We start from the raw sequence: 16,628 nt of genomic DNA on the forward strand, positions 1-16,628 counted from the left end.
CTTAATAAAAAACGGATAACAGGGCCTTATATGGGGGGAAGAGAATTATTTATCAAGTGGGGCAGGAGAGAAACCCGCCCGGAATTGCGCTTTTTTTTATTTGAGTTGTAAGAGAAGACTATCAATATTCTGGCTTGCCAGCACTTTTTGAGCATTCTGGAGTGATGAACGATCAGTAAATGGCCCCAGCTGCACCCGGTGCCAGGTTTCTCCACCGCCCACACTGACTTTCTCAACTTTAGGTGTTAAACCTTCCAGCAGTAATTGTGCCCTGAGTCGCTCAGCATCCTTGGAACTGCGAAAAGAACCTGCCTGCAGAAGATATTTTTTAGGCTTGGTTGTCGCGGTTGCTGCAGGCTTCTGATCCGGCTTACCACTCTGTGTTTTAGCAGGAACAGCCACCGGTTCTGGTTCCGCAATGGATACCGTCACCTCAGACTCAGGAAGGAGAGTATAAAAATCAAATACAGGCTGATGGTCTTTCTTCTGCGCATTCTCTGAAGAGGAAGCGACTTGTTCAGCTACCGTACGCACATCTTTGGCTGAAGGTGCCAGCCCTGCCAGAAAGGCAACAAAAACACCAATCACCAAACCTGCCAACATCCAGGCCCAACCTGGCAGTGACACACCCGACGCCTTGCTGGTGCTTTTCGACTTACTGGCTCCGCGCCTGGTACTGTTAGATCTGGATGTCATATCTCTCAACTTTCATTTCGTCAGGTCAGTATTCAATCAGGCTCTTTATGAACACTATTCGATAAAGATACCATTATCTTCTGCCTTACTGATATAAGTTCAAGCACAGCTATTCGAATACGGAAGTGCTTCTATTGAGACAAGTGGCCTTTTTCGATAGCATTCCCACCATTTAGTGCTCAGAACAACAACCTGCCTGCCTGATCTTAACTGATTGAATCATTACATCAGTCCTACTTTCACCAAAGTATCGAGACCACAGTAAATGCTTCAAACTCCCATGGACAGGCTCGATGTAAAACCGTTGTAACGCCCTTAATGAACTTCATGCTGCCAGTGTGCTCTTACCTTTTTAGCCATTGTCAGTGATCAAGTCTCAGTATCTATGGGCACCTTGAGCTTAGATTTGCCTCTCATCCCAATACATTCAATGGGCCGTGAGGAACAGCCGTTAAATACCAGCGAGTATTAACCAAGGACTCATGCATGAATATTCTCAAGCTGCTTGAAGACCGAGTCATCAAAGCGCTTATTGCTGCGGGTGCTCCAGAAGATACCCCAGCTATGGTTCGCCCCAGCGCGCGTGCGAACTTCGGTGATTACCAGTGCAACGCCGTGATGGCTGCCGCCAAAAAAATGGGCATGAATCCACGGGAACTGGCTCAAAAAGTAATCAATAATCTTGATCTTGATGGCATTGCCAGCAATGTTGAAATTGCCGGCCCCGGTTTTATCAACATACATCTGTCTTCTCAATGGCTGGCCAGCAGTCTTCAGCCTGCCGTCCAAGATCCTCGGGCCGGTGTTGCAGAAACCGACAACAAACAAACCGTTGTCGTTGATTACTCAGCACCGAATGTTGCCAAAGAGATGCACGTTGGCCACCTGCGCTCAACCATCATTGGTGATTCCACTGCAAGAACCCTTGATTTTCTTGGACACAAGGTGATTCGACAGAACCACCTGGGCGACTGGGGCACCCAATTCGGCATGCTGATCGCCCACCTGGAAGAACTCGAGAAAGAGAGTCAGGAAGCCATGAGCATGGAGCTTTCTGACCTGGAAACGTTCTATCGCGAAGCCAAGAAGCACTTTGATGAAAATCCTGACTTCGCAACCCGCGCCAGACAGTATGTAGTACGCCTTCAGGCGGGTGACGAATACTGCCTGAAGCTCTGGAAAAAGCTGGTCGATGTCACCCTGTCACACAACCAGGATACCTATGATCGCCTGAATGTCTCACTGACCACTGCAGATGTTATGGGTGAAAGCGCCTATAACGACAGCCTGCCAGTCATCATCAAATTACTGGATGAAAAAGGGCTATTGAGTGAAGACGACGGTGCAAAAGTTGTCTTTCTGGATGAGTTCAAAAACAAAGATGGCGATCCAATGGGGGTCATCGTCGAGAAGTCCGGCGGTGGTTTTCTCTATACCACTACCGACCTCGCCGCAATTCGTCACCGTTGCCATACCCTGAACGCCGACCGTGTTCTTTATTACGTAGATGCTCGTCAGGGGCAGCACTTCGAACAGGTATTCACCATTGCCCGAAAGGCAGGATTTGCTTCTGACCACGTGTCACTTGAACACCATGCCTTCGGCATGATGCTGGGCAAAGATGGCAAGCCGTTCAAGACCCGAGCCGGAACCACCATCAAACTGGCGGATCTTCTGGATGAGGCTGAAGAACGAGCAGCAGCCCTGATTGCCAGCAAATCCAACGACCTTTCAGAAGAACAAAAGGTGAATGTGATCCGCTCTGTGGCCATTGGCTCAGTAAAATATGCGGATCTGTCCAAGAACCGGACCAGCGACTATGTCTTTGACTGGGACAACATGCTGGCCTTTGAGGGCAATACAGCTCCTTATCTGCTCTATGCCTATACCCGGATCATGAGCATCTTCCGCAAAGCCGGCATCAGTGAGTCTGACCTCACTGGTGATATCATGATCGAGAATGATGCTGAGCGTGAACTGGCTCTGCAGCTGTGTCGCTTCAGTGAAACCATTGAGTCGGTTGCCAGAGAAGGTTTACCACACCAACTGTGTGCTTACCTGTACGAAATCTCCGGTGCCTTTATGAAGTTCTATGAAGCTTGCCCGGTTAACAAGGAAGGAGTTTCTGAAGAGCTTCGCAACAGCCGCCTGCAGATCTGTGCTCTAACTGCCAGAACTCTGAAGCTGGGTCTTGGTCTGCTGGGTATCGAGACGGTCGAACAGATGTAAATAACAATAAGGCTGGTATAAAAACCAGCCGTAACTATTCAGCACCCAGCAAAGGCGTATTGTTGTAATTTCGAACCGCTTTAAGAAGCGCCTGAAATATGTTCAACCCCTGCTTTTTAGCAGATGATAAATAGCTTCGGATTCGGGTAAACATGGTACCTCCGTCTTCGCTTCTGAAGCAGCCTGAGATCTTCTGCTTAAGTTTGGCCATCCTGGCATCACGTTCACTGCCATTGTTATCGAAGGGAATTGAAAAGTCCGACATGAAGCGCAACGTTTCAACCTTAAACTCAATAAGCCTTTTGAACAGGTTGTAGGCCTTGGTATTCCTGACCTTCTTACGTCCAAGCACCTGTCGTTGTTTTTCCATATAAGCGGTTTCCTTCGTGAGAGCCCTTTGAAGGATTTGGTCGTATATCGTCTCAATGCGAAGCTGTATTGCACCAGGCATTTGAGTCAGACCGGCTGCTTTGTATTTCTTGCAGAAGTGCCAGGAGAGCGTAAGCAATTTCATCAGCCGCAGAGCCAGCTTATTCGCATCCCTATCGACAACTCCCTGAAGCTCTCTCAGATGATGGGCATTACAAAGCACATGCACTGCCGCATAGGCAAAGTAGGACTTCCAATGATCGTGAACCAGAATGCCTGCAAAAGTCAGCAGGATGCCCATTGCATCCATTGCTTCACAACCTCGCCTTTCTGAGAGGTAGTAAAGCGTCCATTGGTCATCTCGCATAATGTGTAACCACCACAGTGAACCGTCAACCCGCATGCCAGTTTCATCCGCTCCTGCAACCGGACTTTCTTGTAAAGCATCGCGGATACTCTGCTCAGTAGAGGCCAGGTTCTCATGGGTATAGGCAACAAAATTGGCAACAGAGCCTGCGCTGACACTCATGCAATAAATAGTATTGAAATACTCAGACACCCGGTGATATGGGATGAAGTGATACTGGTTTAAATGAACAGCCATTGCCTGAGTCACTTCTCCGTATTGAGCAGCGGCTTTCACTCCTTGGGGAAACTCAGCGGTGTTCCGTTTACCACAAGGACATACTTTAACGTCTGCCCAGTACGCGGTAACTTCAAATTCTCCGGGTCTACCTGGATCAAAAACCTGTCGCTCAATGTATTTGGTGGGTTTAATATCGATAAGCGAAGACTGGCAACAGCAACATTTTTCAACCTTCAGATGCCTGACATAATCGGGTAAGGCGACACGTCTCAAACAAGAGCCTTGATGACCTTTCTGGCCACCTGGTTTATTGCCTGAAGATGGTCTAAGGCTTTTGGGGTTCGGTGTTTCCTGTGAGGAGCAGGGGGCTTCTTTGGAAGATGTATCACCTTTATCACTCCCTTTTTTACTGGGCTTTTGATAACCATCTGACGATGGTGGCTTACTACTGTTTTGACTGTTTTTATTAACCCTTTCTTCCAGTTCGCTGCAACGTTCCCGTAAAAGCGCATTCTCGGTCCGAAGCTCTTCATTCTCTTTAAGGAGAGCTTCGGTAAACGGAGTAGCTGGGAAGTCTGGTTCCATACTGGAGATTTGTTAGAAAAATTGAGTATAAGATGATGGTCGAAAAATCAGAAAATTCCAGATTTATATGAAGGGTGCTGAATAGTTACAACCAGCCTTTGATTTAGCTACAAAGCATTCGGGACACGGAGTAGACAACTTTACTAAAAACTTGCTTTATAAGTATCACTCATCCTCTACGATTGTTACCGTACAGAACTACACCTCCAGCATAAACGTCACTGGACCATCATTAAGCAGAGAGACTTTCATATCCGCACCAAAGCGGCCGGTGGCAACGTCCGGATGCTGGATTTCGGCCTGTTCAACAAAATAGTTATAAATCTTTTCCCCCAGCTCAGGAGAGGCTCCAGAGCTAAAACTGGGGCGTAAACCTTTTCGAGTATCTGCGACCAGAGTGAACTGGGAAACAATGAGCAAACCACCACCTACCTCTTTCAAACCAAGATTCATCTTGCCCTGATCATCACTGAAAATTCGATACTTCAGTACTTTATCAAGCAACTTATCCGCAAGCGCCGGGTCGTCCCCTTTTTCAACCCCCAGTAACAGAAGAATGCCGGGACCAATCTCTCCAACCGTCTCCCCATCCACCACAACGCTGGCATGCTTTACACGCTGAATCAGACCTTTCATCTATATTTCTCAAGTTACTTCAAGACTTCTCTCACAAGAATCTGGGCATAATGCATACGCTGGACAGCCCATATTCTAACCGCTGTGAGAATTGCTATTGACGATATTCCAGCCCTACTCACTGACTAATCATCAAAAGCGCTTATTTCGGGACCACTGGTAGATATTTGACGAGCGTGAAAGTGACCAGGAAATACATCAGGTATATAGCATGACGTTAACGTAAACGAAAAAACTGGAGTTACCTTAGACATTACGGAAAGCTTCCTGCCTATAAAGCTTCCTGCACATCCTTTTGCCGTATCACGCGTTTGGACAAGTAGCTGCCCAGAGTTGTCACCAATATACTTAAGATCACCAGCGGTAAACTCTATGTAATCAGAATAACTACAACCATAGGGCGTTACTATGTAGGCAGTGGCTATTTCACTCAAGTTCACTTGCACAGAGATAGTGACCCATCATCGAAAAACAGCTCATGAGAATACATTATAAAATCAACCCCATTCCAAGAATGGGGCGGACTTTACAAATAAAACCATTATGGTGCTAACCGTCTGGCAAAATCATCCGTTGCCCTGACCAGTGCATCAACAATGCCCGGTTCACAGGAAGCATGACCGGCATCTCGAATAACCTGCAGATCCGCTTCCGGCCAGTGATCCGCCAGAGCCTGTGCATTATCAAGCGGACAGATCATGTCATAGCGGCCATGAATAATCACACCGGGAATAGTGGCTATCAGATTCATTTTTTCAATAATCTGATTTGGTTTGATAAAAGACTTATGCTTGAAATAATGACACTCTATTCGCGACAGGGATAATGCAAGGTGGGGATCAGCAAAGTGATCAACAAGTTCATGATTAGGTCGCAAGGTTGCCGTATTTCCTTCCCACAGGGACCAGTGCTTGGCTGCATTCATTCTTGCCAGCTCATCCTCTCCAAACAGCCGCTGATAATAAGCCTTCAGAAGATCGTCTCTTTCATTCACTGGTATCAACTCAAGGAAGTGTGCCCAATGATCCGGAAATACCCTGCTGGCTCCATCTTTATATAACCAGTCCAGATCCTGCTGCCTGGATAGAAAAACCCCTCTGACAATCACCCCCGATACTTGTTTCGGATGAGCCTGAGCATAAAGTAACGATAACGTAGACCCCCAGGATCCGCCAAACACCAGCCACTGATCAACCCCAAGTTTTTTTCGAATTGCTTCAATATCTTCTATCAACAGACCAGTGTTGTTCTGCTTAAGCTCAGCGTGAGGCCTGGAACGCCCGCAGCCCCGCTGATCAAAGAGAACAATCCGGTATTTTTCCGGATCAAAAAAACTGCGATCCCTCTCAGTACAGCCTGCCCCAGGCCCCCCATGCACGAATAACACCGGTATCCCATCCCGGGAACCACACTCTTCAACATATATCTCATGAATATCATCAACTTGCAGGTGCTGGGTAGCATAGGGTTTGATGGCAGGATACAGGGTGCGCATGGAAAATCCTTTCGGGAAAACACCAGAACAATGTCTTACCTTAACCTTAAACGGTTATTGCAGCAAAGCTACTGATCATTCTCTTGAGAGAGACTTAATGGGAACCAACTCTCATAGAGGATGTCTAAACCTTACAGAAAAGAAAAAACTAGAAAAATCAGGACATTGTTGTCCCATCGTGAGGAATGTACACATCAAAAAAACACAGAGATGCCGTAAATTAGCTCTCTAACCACTTGGACTAAAAGCCCTAGGAGGGGGAACTGCAACATGAAGCACTTATCGAAAGCAATAAGAAATCTAGCCACCATTACACTGATCGCTCTAACCAGTAATGGTGCTTTTGCCACGCAGCCTGCTTTACTTGATGATTACCCGGTAGTCCAGCAGTGGGCTCAAAGCTCTGATCTTGAAACACACCCAGTCATTAGCCATGAATTATTATTAACAGAGCTTGAGTCAAACACGTTACTTATCCTTCAAGCTTTTCACCGTTCCCACCCTAATCACTTTTACAGCCATTTAGCGCAACTGATTATTGACCAAACCAATGCAGGTGAATCACTGATTGTTGAACTCCTTAAGCCAAAGCTGAATTTAAACAAAGTACAAAACCAGGCTTTTGAAACCCTGCTTATGGAGCAAGATGCCACTGAGTTAGCACAATGGCTTCAGCACTACATCACGCTCGACAAAATTCTGATTCAGGACCCAGATTTCTGCTCAAACTTTTTCCTGTTATTGACCAGCATGACTTCCCACCAGATTCAACATTTACCGGAAGTAACCTTACTTGAATATTTTAAAACGGCCAAAGAAAAACGCCGCTCACTTTCCCAGTGCCTGGCCAAAAGGATAAGCCTCAATATCATAGACATCAATATCAGCAGAAATAATATCGTCACCTCTAAAATACTAAGCCCGGAAAAGCTGGAGACCTCCCCTCACCCGCCAATTATGGAGGAAAATAGCAAAGAGTATCTTGGAGAGCTTTTACAGCATCATCACAATTCAGAAATGCCTTCCATCATATTATTAAGCACCCCAAATGGCAGTGAGTACATTGCATTCCAAACAGATTTGAAAACAGAACTTGATAATAAAATGGCCCAAAAAGCCAAACAACCGCATCCTGAGCGTAAGGAAGATAGCGAAGACAAGAAAGGATTAACAAGGACAAAATTAACATCAGGTAAGCCACAGCATTGGATGGTTCCCTGGATTGAGTCTCCTGGTTATTCCATAGTTTCCTGGGCAGCCGCTGGCGCCGGGCTATCAGCCTTCATCATCTGGGGGCCATATGGAAAAGCAAATATTTTTCGATACCCTCCTCTCTTCTAATTCATACCCCTCATCAGAATGTCCTGATGAGGGGGCTGCTCTAATAGTTACTTGGAACGGCTGGCACGCTTACGCTCGTGCTCCTTCAGGAACTTCTTGCGAATACGGATATGGTTTGGCGTCACCTCAACCAGTTCATCATCATCGATAAACTCCAGCGCCTGCTCCAGAGAGTGACGAACCGGCGGTGTCAGGATGATGTTCTCATCCGTACCTGCAGCACGAACGTTAGTCAGCTGCTTGGCCTTGGTTGGGTTCACCGTCAAGTCATTATCGCGGCTGTGCAGACCGATAATCTGACCTTCATAAACATCAACGTTAGGGTTAATGAACAGACGGCCACGCTCCTGCAAGCTGAACAGTGCATAAGCCAGCACCTTACCGTTCACCATGGAGATCAGAACACCGTTATTGCGCTGACCAACTTCCCCACCCTTGACTTCACCATAGTGATCAAAGATAGAGGTCAGGATACCGCTGCCTGAAGTCATGGTCAGGAACTGGGAACGGAAGCCGATCAGACCACGGGCTGGCATGATGAAGTCCAGACGCACACGGCCTTTACCATCGGGCACCATGTCCTTCAGTTCAGCACGGCGCTGACCAAGCTCTTCCATAACGGGACCCTGGTGCTGTTCTTCAATGTCCACCACCACGTGCTCAAAAGGCTCCTGCTTGACGCCATCAATCTCCTTTACCACGACCTGTGGACGGGAAACCGCCAGCTCAAAACCTTCACGACGCATGGTCTCAATCAGAACGGATAGGTGGAGTTCACCACGACCGGAAACCTTAAACTTATCCGCATCATCACCCTGCTCAACACGCAGTGCTACGTTGGAGATCAACTCACGATCCAGACGTTCACGGATATTACGGGAGGTGACAAACTTGCCATCCTGACCAGCGAATGGAGAGTCATTCACCTGGAAGGTCATGCTGACTGTTGGCTCATCCACCGTCAGCGGCGGCAGCATTTCAGGACGCTCTGGATCACAGATCGTGTCAGAAATGTTCAGTTTATCAATACCGGTAATGCAGACGATATCACCGGCACGGGCTTCAGCCACTTCAACACGCTCAAGGCCAAGATGCCCCATTACCTGCTGCACTTTTGCCTTACGCTGCTTGTTATCGCGATCCACCAGCACAATCGGCTGACCTGGTTTCAGGATACCACGGGTAATACGGCCGATACCGATAACGCCTACGTAGCTGTTGTAGTCCAGGGCACTGATCTGCATCTGGAAAGGACCGTCAACGTTTACGGGAGGAGAAGGTACACGCTCAGTGATCATCTCAAACAGCGGCGTCATGTCATCTGCCAAATTGTCCGGATCATGACCGGCAATACCGTTCAGTGCAGAGGCGTATATGACCGGGAAGTCCAGCTGCTCATCGGTAGCACCCAGACGATCAAACAGATCAAATACCTGATCCATAACCCAGTCAGGGCGAGCGCCCGGACGGTCAACCTTGTTGATAACCACAATCGGGTTCAAGCCCTGTTCAAAGGCTTTCTGGGTAACAAAGCGAGTCTGAGGCATCGGACCATCAACCGCATCCACCAGCAGCAGAACCGAGTCAACCATGGAGAGTACGCGCTCAACTTCACCACCGAAGTCAGCGTGTCCAGGGGTATCAACGATATTGATGTGGAAGTCACGCCACTCAATCGCAGTGTTCTTGGCCAGGATGGTAATACCACGCTCTTTTTCCTGGTCATTGGAATCCATGATACGCTCAGCGCCCTGGTCCTTACGGCCCAGTGTACCTGACTGCTGCAGCAGCTTGTCCACAAGCGTGGTCTTGCCGTGGTCGACGTGGGCAATAATGGCGATGTTCCGCAGTTTTTCGATCACTGTGTCATTCTCTCAATTCATCCACCTGCGACGAAAACGGACACCGTTTTCGATACCTGTCAGAAATCCAGGGGGATTTGATCTATTTATCGGGGGCTATTAGCCACAGACTAGCCTAAAGCCATACGTTTCGGGGGAGGTGATGGCTTTTCAACTAACCGCTGTTTCTACAAAAAGGGCGCAATATTACCCCATCCCGACCAAAACCCCTACGCCATAATGCACTAACCAGCCAACTTTTTTCCGCAACCGAATAAGCAAACCTGCTATTTTTCCTGAAGCACTTCCGCAAAAGCTCCGTAAAAAGGCTTTTTAAATGGCGGATTTCGCTGTTATCCTCGCGGGTTCATTTTTATTTTTTATGAAAATGCCGCCAGAACGTTCTTCCCAACCAAACGATTAAAGGGAAGCGGCAATTACGCTCATGGCAAGTTTATGTCCAGAGCCGGAAAATGATCCTATACCATGTCAGAACAGAACCCTAATGCTGGCAGTCTGCAGATTTACCTTCGACTGCTGACTTACGTAAAACCCTATGCGGGCTATTTTGCCCTGAGCCTCCTTGGCCTGGCCATCTTTGCCCTAACCCAGCCCGCCTTTGCCAAGCTTCTTGAATACTTCGTTCAGGCACTGGAAGGTGAAGAGGTCACCCTGCTGCAGAACTGGGAATGGCTTTCCGGCTCAGGCATTTCATCACTCTGGCTGATCCCGGCGCTGATGGTCATTATCGCCATCGTTCGAGGTATTGGCTCCTATCTGGGTAACTACTATATCTCAAAGGTCGCAAACTTTGTTATCCACGACCTGAGAACCGAGATGTTCGAACGAATGGTCAACCTACCCAATGTATTCTTTGATAACAACAATTCCGGCCACCTGATTGCCCGTATTACCTATAACGTCAGCCTGGTAACTTCTGCGGCTACCGACGCTATCCGTGTTGCCGTCCGGGAAGGATTGACCGTGGTATTCCTGCTCGGTTTCCTGTTTTACACCAACTGGCAGATGACACTGATATTTATAGCCGCACTGCCAGTCATCGCCATGGTGGTTTCCTATGCCAGCAAGCGATTTCGCCGGATCAGCAGAAATATTCAAAATTCCATGGGAGACCTGACCCATGTGACGTCTGAAACCATCAATGGCTATCGGGAAGTCAGGGGCTTTGGCGGGGAAGATTATGAGTGTGGTCGCTTCACGGCATCCAGTGCAGCCAATACACGCCAGAACCTTAAGCTGGCCAAAGCGGGCTCCGTCCACACACCGGTTCTTCAGTTCATTGTTTCGATAGCCCTCGCCCTTCTGCTGTTTATGGTGCTGTTTGTCAAAGGCGACTCAACTACGGCGACTCTGGTTGGTTATGTGACGGCAGCGGCCCTATTGCCAAAGCCCATCCGCCAGCTCAGTGAAGTAAATGCCAACATCCAGAAAGGTATTGCTGCAGCGGAAAGCATTTTCGAAATGGTGGATGAAATACCAGAAGCCAATAATGGCCAGTATACCTGTGACCGGGTAACCGGCTGTGTTGAATTCAAGCAGGTTGGCTTTACCTATTCTGGCGCTGAATCACCCGCGCTGAAAGACATCAACTTTACCATTCAGCCCGGGCAGACCTACGCGCTGGTTGGTCGATCCGGTTCAGGAAAAAGCACGCTGGCCAACCTTGTCCCCAGGTTCTATAACCATACCGAAGGCGACATACTCATTGACGGCGTGCCCCTGAATGACTTTGAGTTGAGAAACCTTCGCAGCCATATTGCCCTGGTCAGTCAGAACATTACCCTGTTCAATGATACCGTCGCCCGAAATATTGCTTATGGCGCTCTTGGTGATACTGCAGAAGAGGAGGATATTCGTCTGGCCGCAGAAGCTGCTCATGCCACAGAATTCATCAAAGACATGTCTGATGGCATTCATACCATTGTTGGCGAAGATGGCGTTCTTCTCTCCGGCGGGCAGCGTCAACGTCTGGCCATTGCCCGTGCGGTTCTCAAAGATGCTCCGATTCTTATTTTGGATGAAGCAACCTCAGCTCTGGACACGGAGTCCGAGCGCCATATCCAGGCGGCCCTGGATGACATCATGAAAGGCCGCACTACCCTGGTTATTGCCCACCGCCTCTCAACCATTGAGAATGCCGACTGCATACTGGTGATGGAGCATGGCCGAATTATTGAGCGGGGTACTCATACCGAACTGCTGGCGAAAGGCGAGCATTACGCCAAACTGCACAAGATGCAGTTCCAGGATGAACCGCCTGTTACTGTAGAGCAGGTTCTCGCTTAACGATAAATAGCGTGAAACCGTACTCTAAACCATGAATAATAATGTCCTTAGGGGAATATAACTAAGGACATTTTCGTGCAGGCTCCAAAGAAAAGGCTTTTCTTCTTTGCCCTTGGTGCAGGGGTGATCATCTTTATTCTGGCACTGGCCAACCGGAAATCCCCCCCGCTTAATCCTGCATCCGATCGGGCCGTTCCTGTTCAGGCCAGAGCCATTGAACAGAAGGCGATCGCACCTCTTATATCTGGCTTTGGTCGTGTACAGCCCAAAGTGGAATGGAAAGCCGTAGCAGAGACCAGTGGAAAGATCATTTACCGTCATCCCGACCTGGAAAAAGGCAGAGTCCTCAAGGCCGGTGCAACCCTGCTGAAAATCGACCCTCTTGATTATGAGTTACAACTCGCCAGAGCTCAGGCCGAGTTGAACTCCAGCAAAGCTCAACTGGCCAGGCTGAACCTTGAAGAACAAAACCTGAAAGCATCACTGGACATTGAGGACAAACGGCTTTCACTGATTGAAAAAGAGCTGGCTCGCAAGGAGAATCTTCTCAATAAAAATGTGATTTCCAAATCCGATGTCGATCAGCAGCGGCTCAACTTTCTCTCTCAGCAAAGCCAGGTACTTAATCTGAAAAACCAGCTGGCACTGATTCCGGATAATCGCAGTACCAGTGAAGCCCAGGTCAAAGTGAATGAATCCAGGCTGGAGGAAGCCAGACGCCAGCTCAGTAAAACAACCATTACCCTGCCATTGACTGCCCGGGTTGCCAGTGTGGATTTCGAAGTGGGCGAAGCGGTAAATCCTCAACAACAACTGGCACTGCTTTACGGCATCAGCCAGATGGAAGTTGAAGCCCAGGTACCATTACACGACATTAAAACCCTGATGAATACCATTACCTTTGATTCCGGCAACCCCACTGACTACTCGAGAATCCGGCCGGACCAGTTCAACCTGAAAGCCAGAGTGCTTATCAGCAGCGGTAACTACCGGTCAGAGCGTGAAGCCCGTGTGGTCAGAATCAGTGAAACCATTGACCCGAACCAAGGAACGGTTGGCGTTATTCTCGAGATCGATCAGGATTTACGGACAATGGTCAACAGCAACCAGGTTCCACTGTCTAATGGCCTATTTGTGGAAGCGATGATTGAAGGACTGGCAAAACCTCAACTGCTGGTTCCCGAAGCCGCCTTGCATGGCAATACGCTCTATCGAATCAATGAACAGCAAGCCCTGAACAAAGTGGATATTCAAGTCCTGTTCCGCAGGGATGGCCTTGCTGCCATTGATGGGCCTGTTCAACAGGGCGACATGATAGTCATGACTGACCTGATCCCAGCCATTGACGGCATGAAGCTCAAACGGGTTGGGAATCATTCACAAGAGAAAAGCCAAACAGCGGAGGCCAACCAGTGATCCGCTATTTTCTCAAACACCCAACGGCGGCCAACTTGATGATGGCCGCGCTGCTAATTGCCGGTTTTTTATCTCTGCCAGAGATTAAACGGGAAACCTTTCCGGAATTTTCACCCAGCTATATTTCCGCCACCGTTGCATACCCTGGAGCCACACCGGAAGAAGTGGAAGAAAGTCTCTGCCTGCGAATGGAAGATGCCATTGATGGCCTGAGTCACATAGAAGAATCCAAATGCCAGGCGCTGGAAGGCAGCGCCTCGATGAATATCAAGCTTGATAAAAGTGCCGATATTGGCCGGATGCTGGTTGATGTACAAACCCAGATTAATGCCATCAATGATTTTCCGAGCGAAATCGAGTCCCCGGTCGTTCAGGAGCTGGACTGGAATGAGCGGGTTGTGGATGTGGCCATCACGGCGGATACCAGCCTTCCTGACCTGAAAGCCTATGCGGAAGATGTAAAAAAAAGAATGAAAGTGGACGCAGGGCTGCAGCTGGTAGCACTGCATAACTTCTCCGACCACCAGCTAAAGGTAGAGCTCAGGGAGTCCAGTTTGCGGCAGCTGGGCCTGACGGTCAGTGATATCGCCAGCAAACTGGCCCGGCAAAACATCAAACTGCCCAGCGGTAATATTGAAACCCGGGATAAAAACCTGCTGATTCGATTCGATGAACGCAAAGTCACCCCTGAAACACTGGGCCAAACCATTATTACATCGTCGTCTTCTGGCAGTGTGATACGCCTTGCGGATATTGCCACGATCACGGACCGATTTGAGCTGGATGAAAACCGCATCCAGTTTAATGGTCAGCCAGCAGCCATATTGACCATCAGCAAAAACAAGGCGGATGATGCCCTGCGGGTAAAGAGTGTGGTTGAGAATTTTGTCCAACAGGAGCAGACCCGAGCACCCGATGGCATTACCCTGACCATGACCAATGATCTCTCCTCAGTACTCTGGGATCGCCTGACCATGATGGTGCGTAATGGCTGGCAGGGTATTCTGCTGGTCTTTGGGGTGATGTGGCTGTTTTTCTCGTTGCGCTACTCCTTCTGGGTCGCCGCTGGCCTGCCCGTGGCATTCCTGGGCAGTATTATGCTGATGGCGCAACTGGGCCTCTCTATCAACATCATCTCTCTGGTCGCTCTGCTGATGGCCATCGGGATTATGATGGATGACGCCATTGTAATTTCTGAGTCCATTGCCGCTCACCTGGATCGGGGAATGGAAGTGGATGATGCCGTATTGGCTGGCGTGAAAAAGGTACTGCCCGGCGTTGTATCCTCCTACCTGACCACCATCTGCATCTTCGGCAGCCTGCTGTTTCTGGAAGGGCAGATGGGCTCGGTATTAAAAGTCATTCCCCAGGTATTGATTCTGGTACTGACACTGAGCCTGATTGAAGCGTTTCTGATTCTTCCCCACCATCTGGCTCACTCTCTGCACCGAAGCGCGCAGAAACATAACAAAGAACGCCCAGTGCTTGCCGTTAAACAACGCTTTCTTGAGCAGTTTGAACAGTTCAGAACCGACAGGCTGGTCAATATGGTCACCAAGGTGATTGAGTGGCGCTACCTGTTTATGGGCAGTGTGCTATCTCTGCTGTTGATCTCCATCTCCCTCATCACCAGCGGGGCTATCTATTTCATTGGTTTTCCGGAAGTGGATGGTGATCAGGCCGAGGTCAGAATCATTCTGCCTCCGGGCGCAACGCTGCAGCAAACCGCATCCATAGTAGAAACAGTGGTTGCCAGTGCTGAAAAGCTCAACCGTCAGCTTTCCAAAGAAAATGAGGATGGACACCCACTGGTAGAAAACATCACGGAACGGTACAACTTCAACCCCGATGCCAGTGAGAAAGGCCCACATATTGCCACGGTAAAAGTTGATCTACGCTCCGCAGAAGCCAGAAATACCCTGTTGGATGACTTTCTGGACGCCTGGCGGGAAGATGTTGGCGAGCTGCCCGGCCCCATTGCCATGAGCTTTACCATGGGTTCCATTGGCCCTTCCGGTAGAGCCATTGAAGTGCGTGCACAGCATCAGGACCTGGAAACCTTGAAAGCGGCATCCCTGGATATTCAATCTTTCCTGGGCAATTTCGACGGTGTCAGCAATCTAATGGATGACATGCGTCGTGGAAAAGAGGAAGTGGTGATCAAACTCCGCCCGGGGGCAGAAAGCTTTGGTATTGATGGCCAGCTGATTGCCGGCCAGCTCCGTGCTGCCTATTTTGGCCAGACGGCAGATGAAATACAGGTCGGCTCTGAAAACCTGGAAATACAGGTGCAGCTGGACAGCCAGGACATTAACCAGCTGGATGATCTGATCAATCTGCCCATTATCCTGCCTGACGGCAGTCAGGTTCCTCTGGCAACCATCACAACACTGACCTATGAACGCAATTTTGTCCGTATTCAGCGAATCAATGGCCTGCGAACACTGACCATTACCGGAGATATCGATCAGAAAAAAGCCAGTGCCAGTCAAATTAATCGAAAGCTGCGACAGGAACTCTTGCCAGAACTGAAACAACACTACCCGGGTATTCGTTTTGGTTTTGAAGGCGAAGTTAAAGAGAACGCCAAAACCAGCAACTCCATGAGCAAAGGATTTATTCTCGGACTCTTTGGCATCTTCGCCATTCTGAGTTTCCAGTTCCGCAGTTACTTCGAACCCTTTGTGGTCATGCTGGCCATTCCACTGGCGCTGGTCGGCGTGATCTGGGGACACTTCCTGCTGGGGTATTCGCTGAGTATGCCGAGCATTATGGGCTTTGTCTCTCTGGCGGGTATTGTCGTCAACGACTCAATCTTGCTGGTGCAATATATCCGACATCATATTGATGCAGGAGAAACGGTCCACAAAGCAGCAATACTTGCCAGCCGAGATCGCTTCCGGGCGGTCTTTCTCACATCGGTGACAACCGCTGTCGGTCTGTTACCGCTATTACTGGAACGCAGCCTGCAAGCTCAGGTAGTTCAGCCACTGGTGATTTCCATTGTCTTTGGCATATTTGCGTCCACATTGATGGTGCTGTTTGTGATTCCTACGGCCTATGCCATTCTTGCTGACTTTGGACTGGTAAAAGCCAAAGAGAGCGCTGAAGCCATTCTATAAACATC

10 protein-coding genes are annotated in these 16,628 nt (G+C 48.9%); 5 read left to right on the top strand and 5 right to left on the bottom strand.

All coding sequences use genetic code 11. The features are described 5' to 3' along the window. Positions 1 to 96: 96 nt before the first annotated feature. Entirely contained in the window at positions 97 to 696 is a 600-nt protein-coding gene (locus ACOCLE_RS14475) for an SPOR domain-containing protein (RefSeq protein WP_419533059.1), read from the bottom strand. A 486-nt stretch (positions 697 to 1,182) separates the two neighbouring features. On the opposite strand from ACOCLE_RS14475, the gene argS reads away from it, so the two are divergent. After that, positions 1,183 to 2,925, top strand: coding sequence for an arginine--tRNA ligase (argS, locus tag ACOCLE_RS14480; protein WP_419533060.1), 1,743 nt, complete (start codon positions 1,183 to 1,185; stop codon positions 2,923 to 2,925). Positions 2,926 to 2,959: 34 nt separating this feature from the next. On the opposite strand, the gene tnpC is transcribed toward argS, so the two are convergent. From tnpC to pip, 3 genes are all read right to left on the bottom strand, one after another. Next, positions 2,960 to 4,465 carry an IS66 family transposase gene (gene tnpC, locus ACOCLE_RS14485; protein WP_419532963.1) on the bottom strand — a complete coding sequence of 502 codons (1,506 nt, stop codon included), beginning with the start codon at positions 4,463 to 4,465 and terminating at the stop codon, positions 2,960 to 2,962. Between the two features lie 198 nt (positions 4,466 to 4,663). Then, positions 4,664 to 5,101 (bottom strand): D-aminoacyl-tRNA deacylase, encoded by a 438-nt coding sequence (dtd, locus tag ACOCLE_RS14490; RefSeq protein WP_419533061.1) that lies wholly within the window; start codon positions 5,099 to 5,101, stop codon positions 4,664 to 4,666. 541 nt (positions 5,102 to 5,642) lie between these two features. After that, positions 5,643 to 6,596: a prolyl aminopeptidase gene (gene pip / locus ACOCLE_RS14495; protein ID WP_419533062.1), complete on the bottom strand. Its 954-nt coding sequence runs from the start codon at positions 6,594 to 6,596 to the stop codon at positions 5,643 to 5,645. A 270-nt stretch (positions 6,597 to 6,866) separates the two neighbouring features. Between pip and ACOCLE_RS14500 the strand changes: the two genes are divergently transcribed. Next, positions 6,867 to 7,937: a hypothetical protein gene (locus ACOCLE_RS14500; protein WP_419533063.1), complete on the top strand. Its 1,071-nt coding sequence runs from the start codon at positions 6,867 to 6,869 to the stop codon at positions 7,935 to 7,937. A gap of 47 nt (positions 7,938 to 7,984) precedes the next feature. On the opposite strand, the gene typA is transcribed toward ACOCLE_RS14500, so the two are convergent. Beyond that, the gene (gene typA / locus ACOCLE_RS14505) at positions 7,985 to 9,799 is read right to left on the bottom strand and encodes a translational GTPase TypA (RefSeq protein ID WP_419533064.1); all 1,815 of its coding nucleotides are present in this window, start codon (positions 9,797 to 9,799) and stop codon (positions 7,985 to 7,987) included. A gap of 465 nt (positions 9,800 to 10,264) precedes the next feature. Here typA and msbA point away from each other — a divergent pair, with 465 nt between their 5' ends. The 3 genes from msbA to ACOCLE_RS14520 all read left to right on the top strand — a co-directional run bounded on the left by msbA (position 10,265) and on the right by ACOCLE_RS14520 (position 16,623). Next, positions 10,265 to 12,085, top strand: coding sequence for a lipid A export permease/ATP-binding protein MsbA (gene msbA / locus ACOCLE_RS14510; protein ID WP_419533065.1), 1,821 nt, complete (start codon positions 10,265 to 10,267; stop codon positions 12,083 to 12,085). A gap of 75 nt (positions 12,086 to 12,160) precedes the next feature. Next, positions 12,161 to 13,501 carry an efflux RND transporter periplasmic adaptor subunit gene (locus tag ACOCLE_RS14515; protein WP_419533066.1) on the top strand — a complete coding sequence of 447 codons (1,341 nt, stop codon included), beginning with the start codon at positions 12,161 to 12,163 and terminating at the stop codon, positions 13,499 to 13,501. Beyond that, on the top strand, positions 13,498 to 16,623 hold the full coding sequence (locus ACOCLE_RS14520; protein WP_419533067.1) for an efflux RND transporter permease subunit: 3,126 nt from the start codon (positions 13,498 to 13,500) through the stop codon (positions 16,621 to 16,623). The genes ACOCLE_RS14515 and ACOCLE_RS14520 overlap by 4 nt, the downstream gene beginning before the upstream one ends. Positions 16,624 to 16,628: the final 5 nt, after the last annotated feature.

This window comes from Endozoicomonas sp., from assembly GCF_965196975.1.
Lineage (GTDB): Bacteria > Pseudomonadota > Gammaproteobacteria > Pseudomonadales > Endozoicomonadaceae > Endozoicomonas.

Bases quoted from the DNA above. Each gene is read 5' to 3' on its own strand.
- pip (WP_419533062.1), bottom strand. From the start codon at position 6,596: ATGCGCACCCTGTATCCTGCCATCAAACCCTATGCTACCCAGCACCTG.
- dtd (WP_419533061.1), bottom strand. From the start codon at position 5,101: ATGAAAGGTCTGATTCAGCGTGTAAAGCATGCCAGCGTTGTGGTGGAT.
- msbA (WP_419533065.1), top strand. From the start codon at position 10,265: ATGTCAGAACAGAACCCTAATGCTGGCAGTCTGCAGATTTACCTTCGA.
- ACOCLE_RS14500 (WP_419533063.1), top strand. From the start codon at position 6,867: ATGAAGCACTTATCGAAAGCAATAAGAAATCTAGCCACCATTACACTG.
- ACOCLE_RS14475 (WP_419533059.1), bottom strand. From the start codon at position 696: ATGACATCCAGATCTAACAGTACCAGGCGCGGAGCCAGTAAGTCGAAA.
- tnpC (WP_419532963.1), bottom strand. From the start codon at position 4,465: ATGGAACCAGACTTCCCAGCTACTCCGTTTACCGAAGCTCTCCTTAAA.
- argS (WP_419533060.1), top strand. From the start codon at position 1,183: ATGAATATTCTCAAGCTGCTTGAAGACCGAGTCATCAAAGCGCTTATT.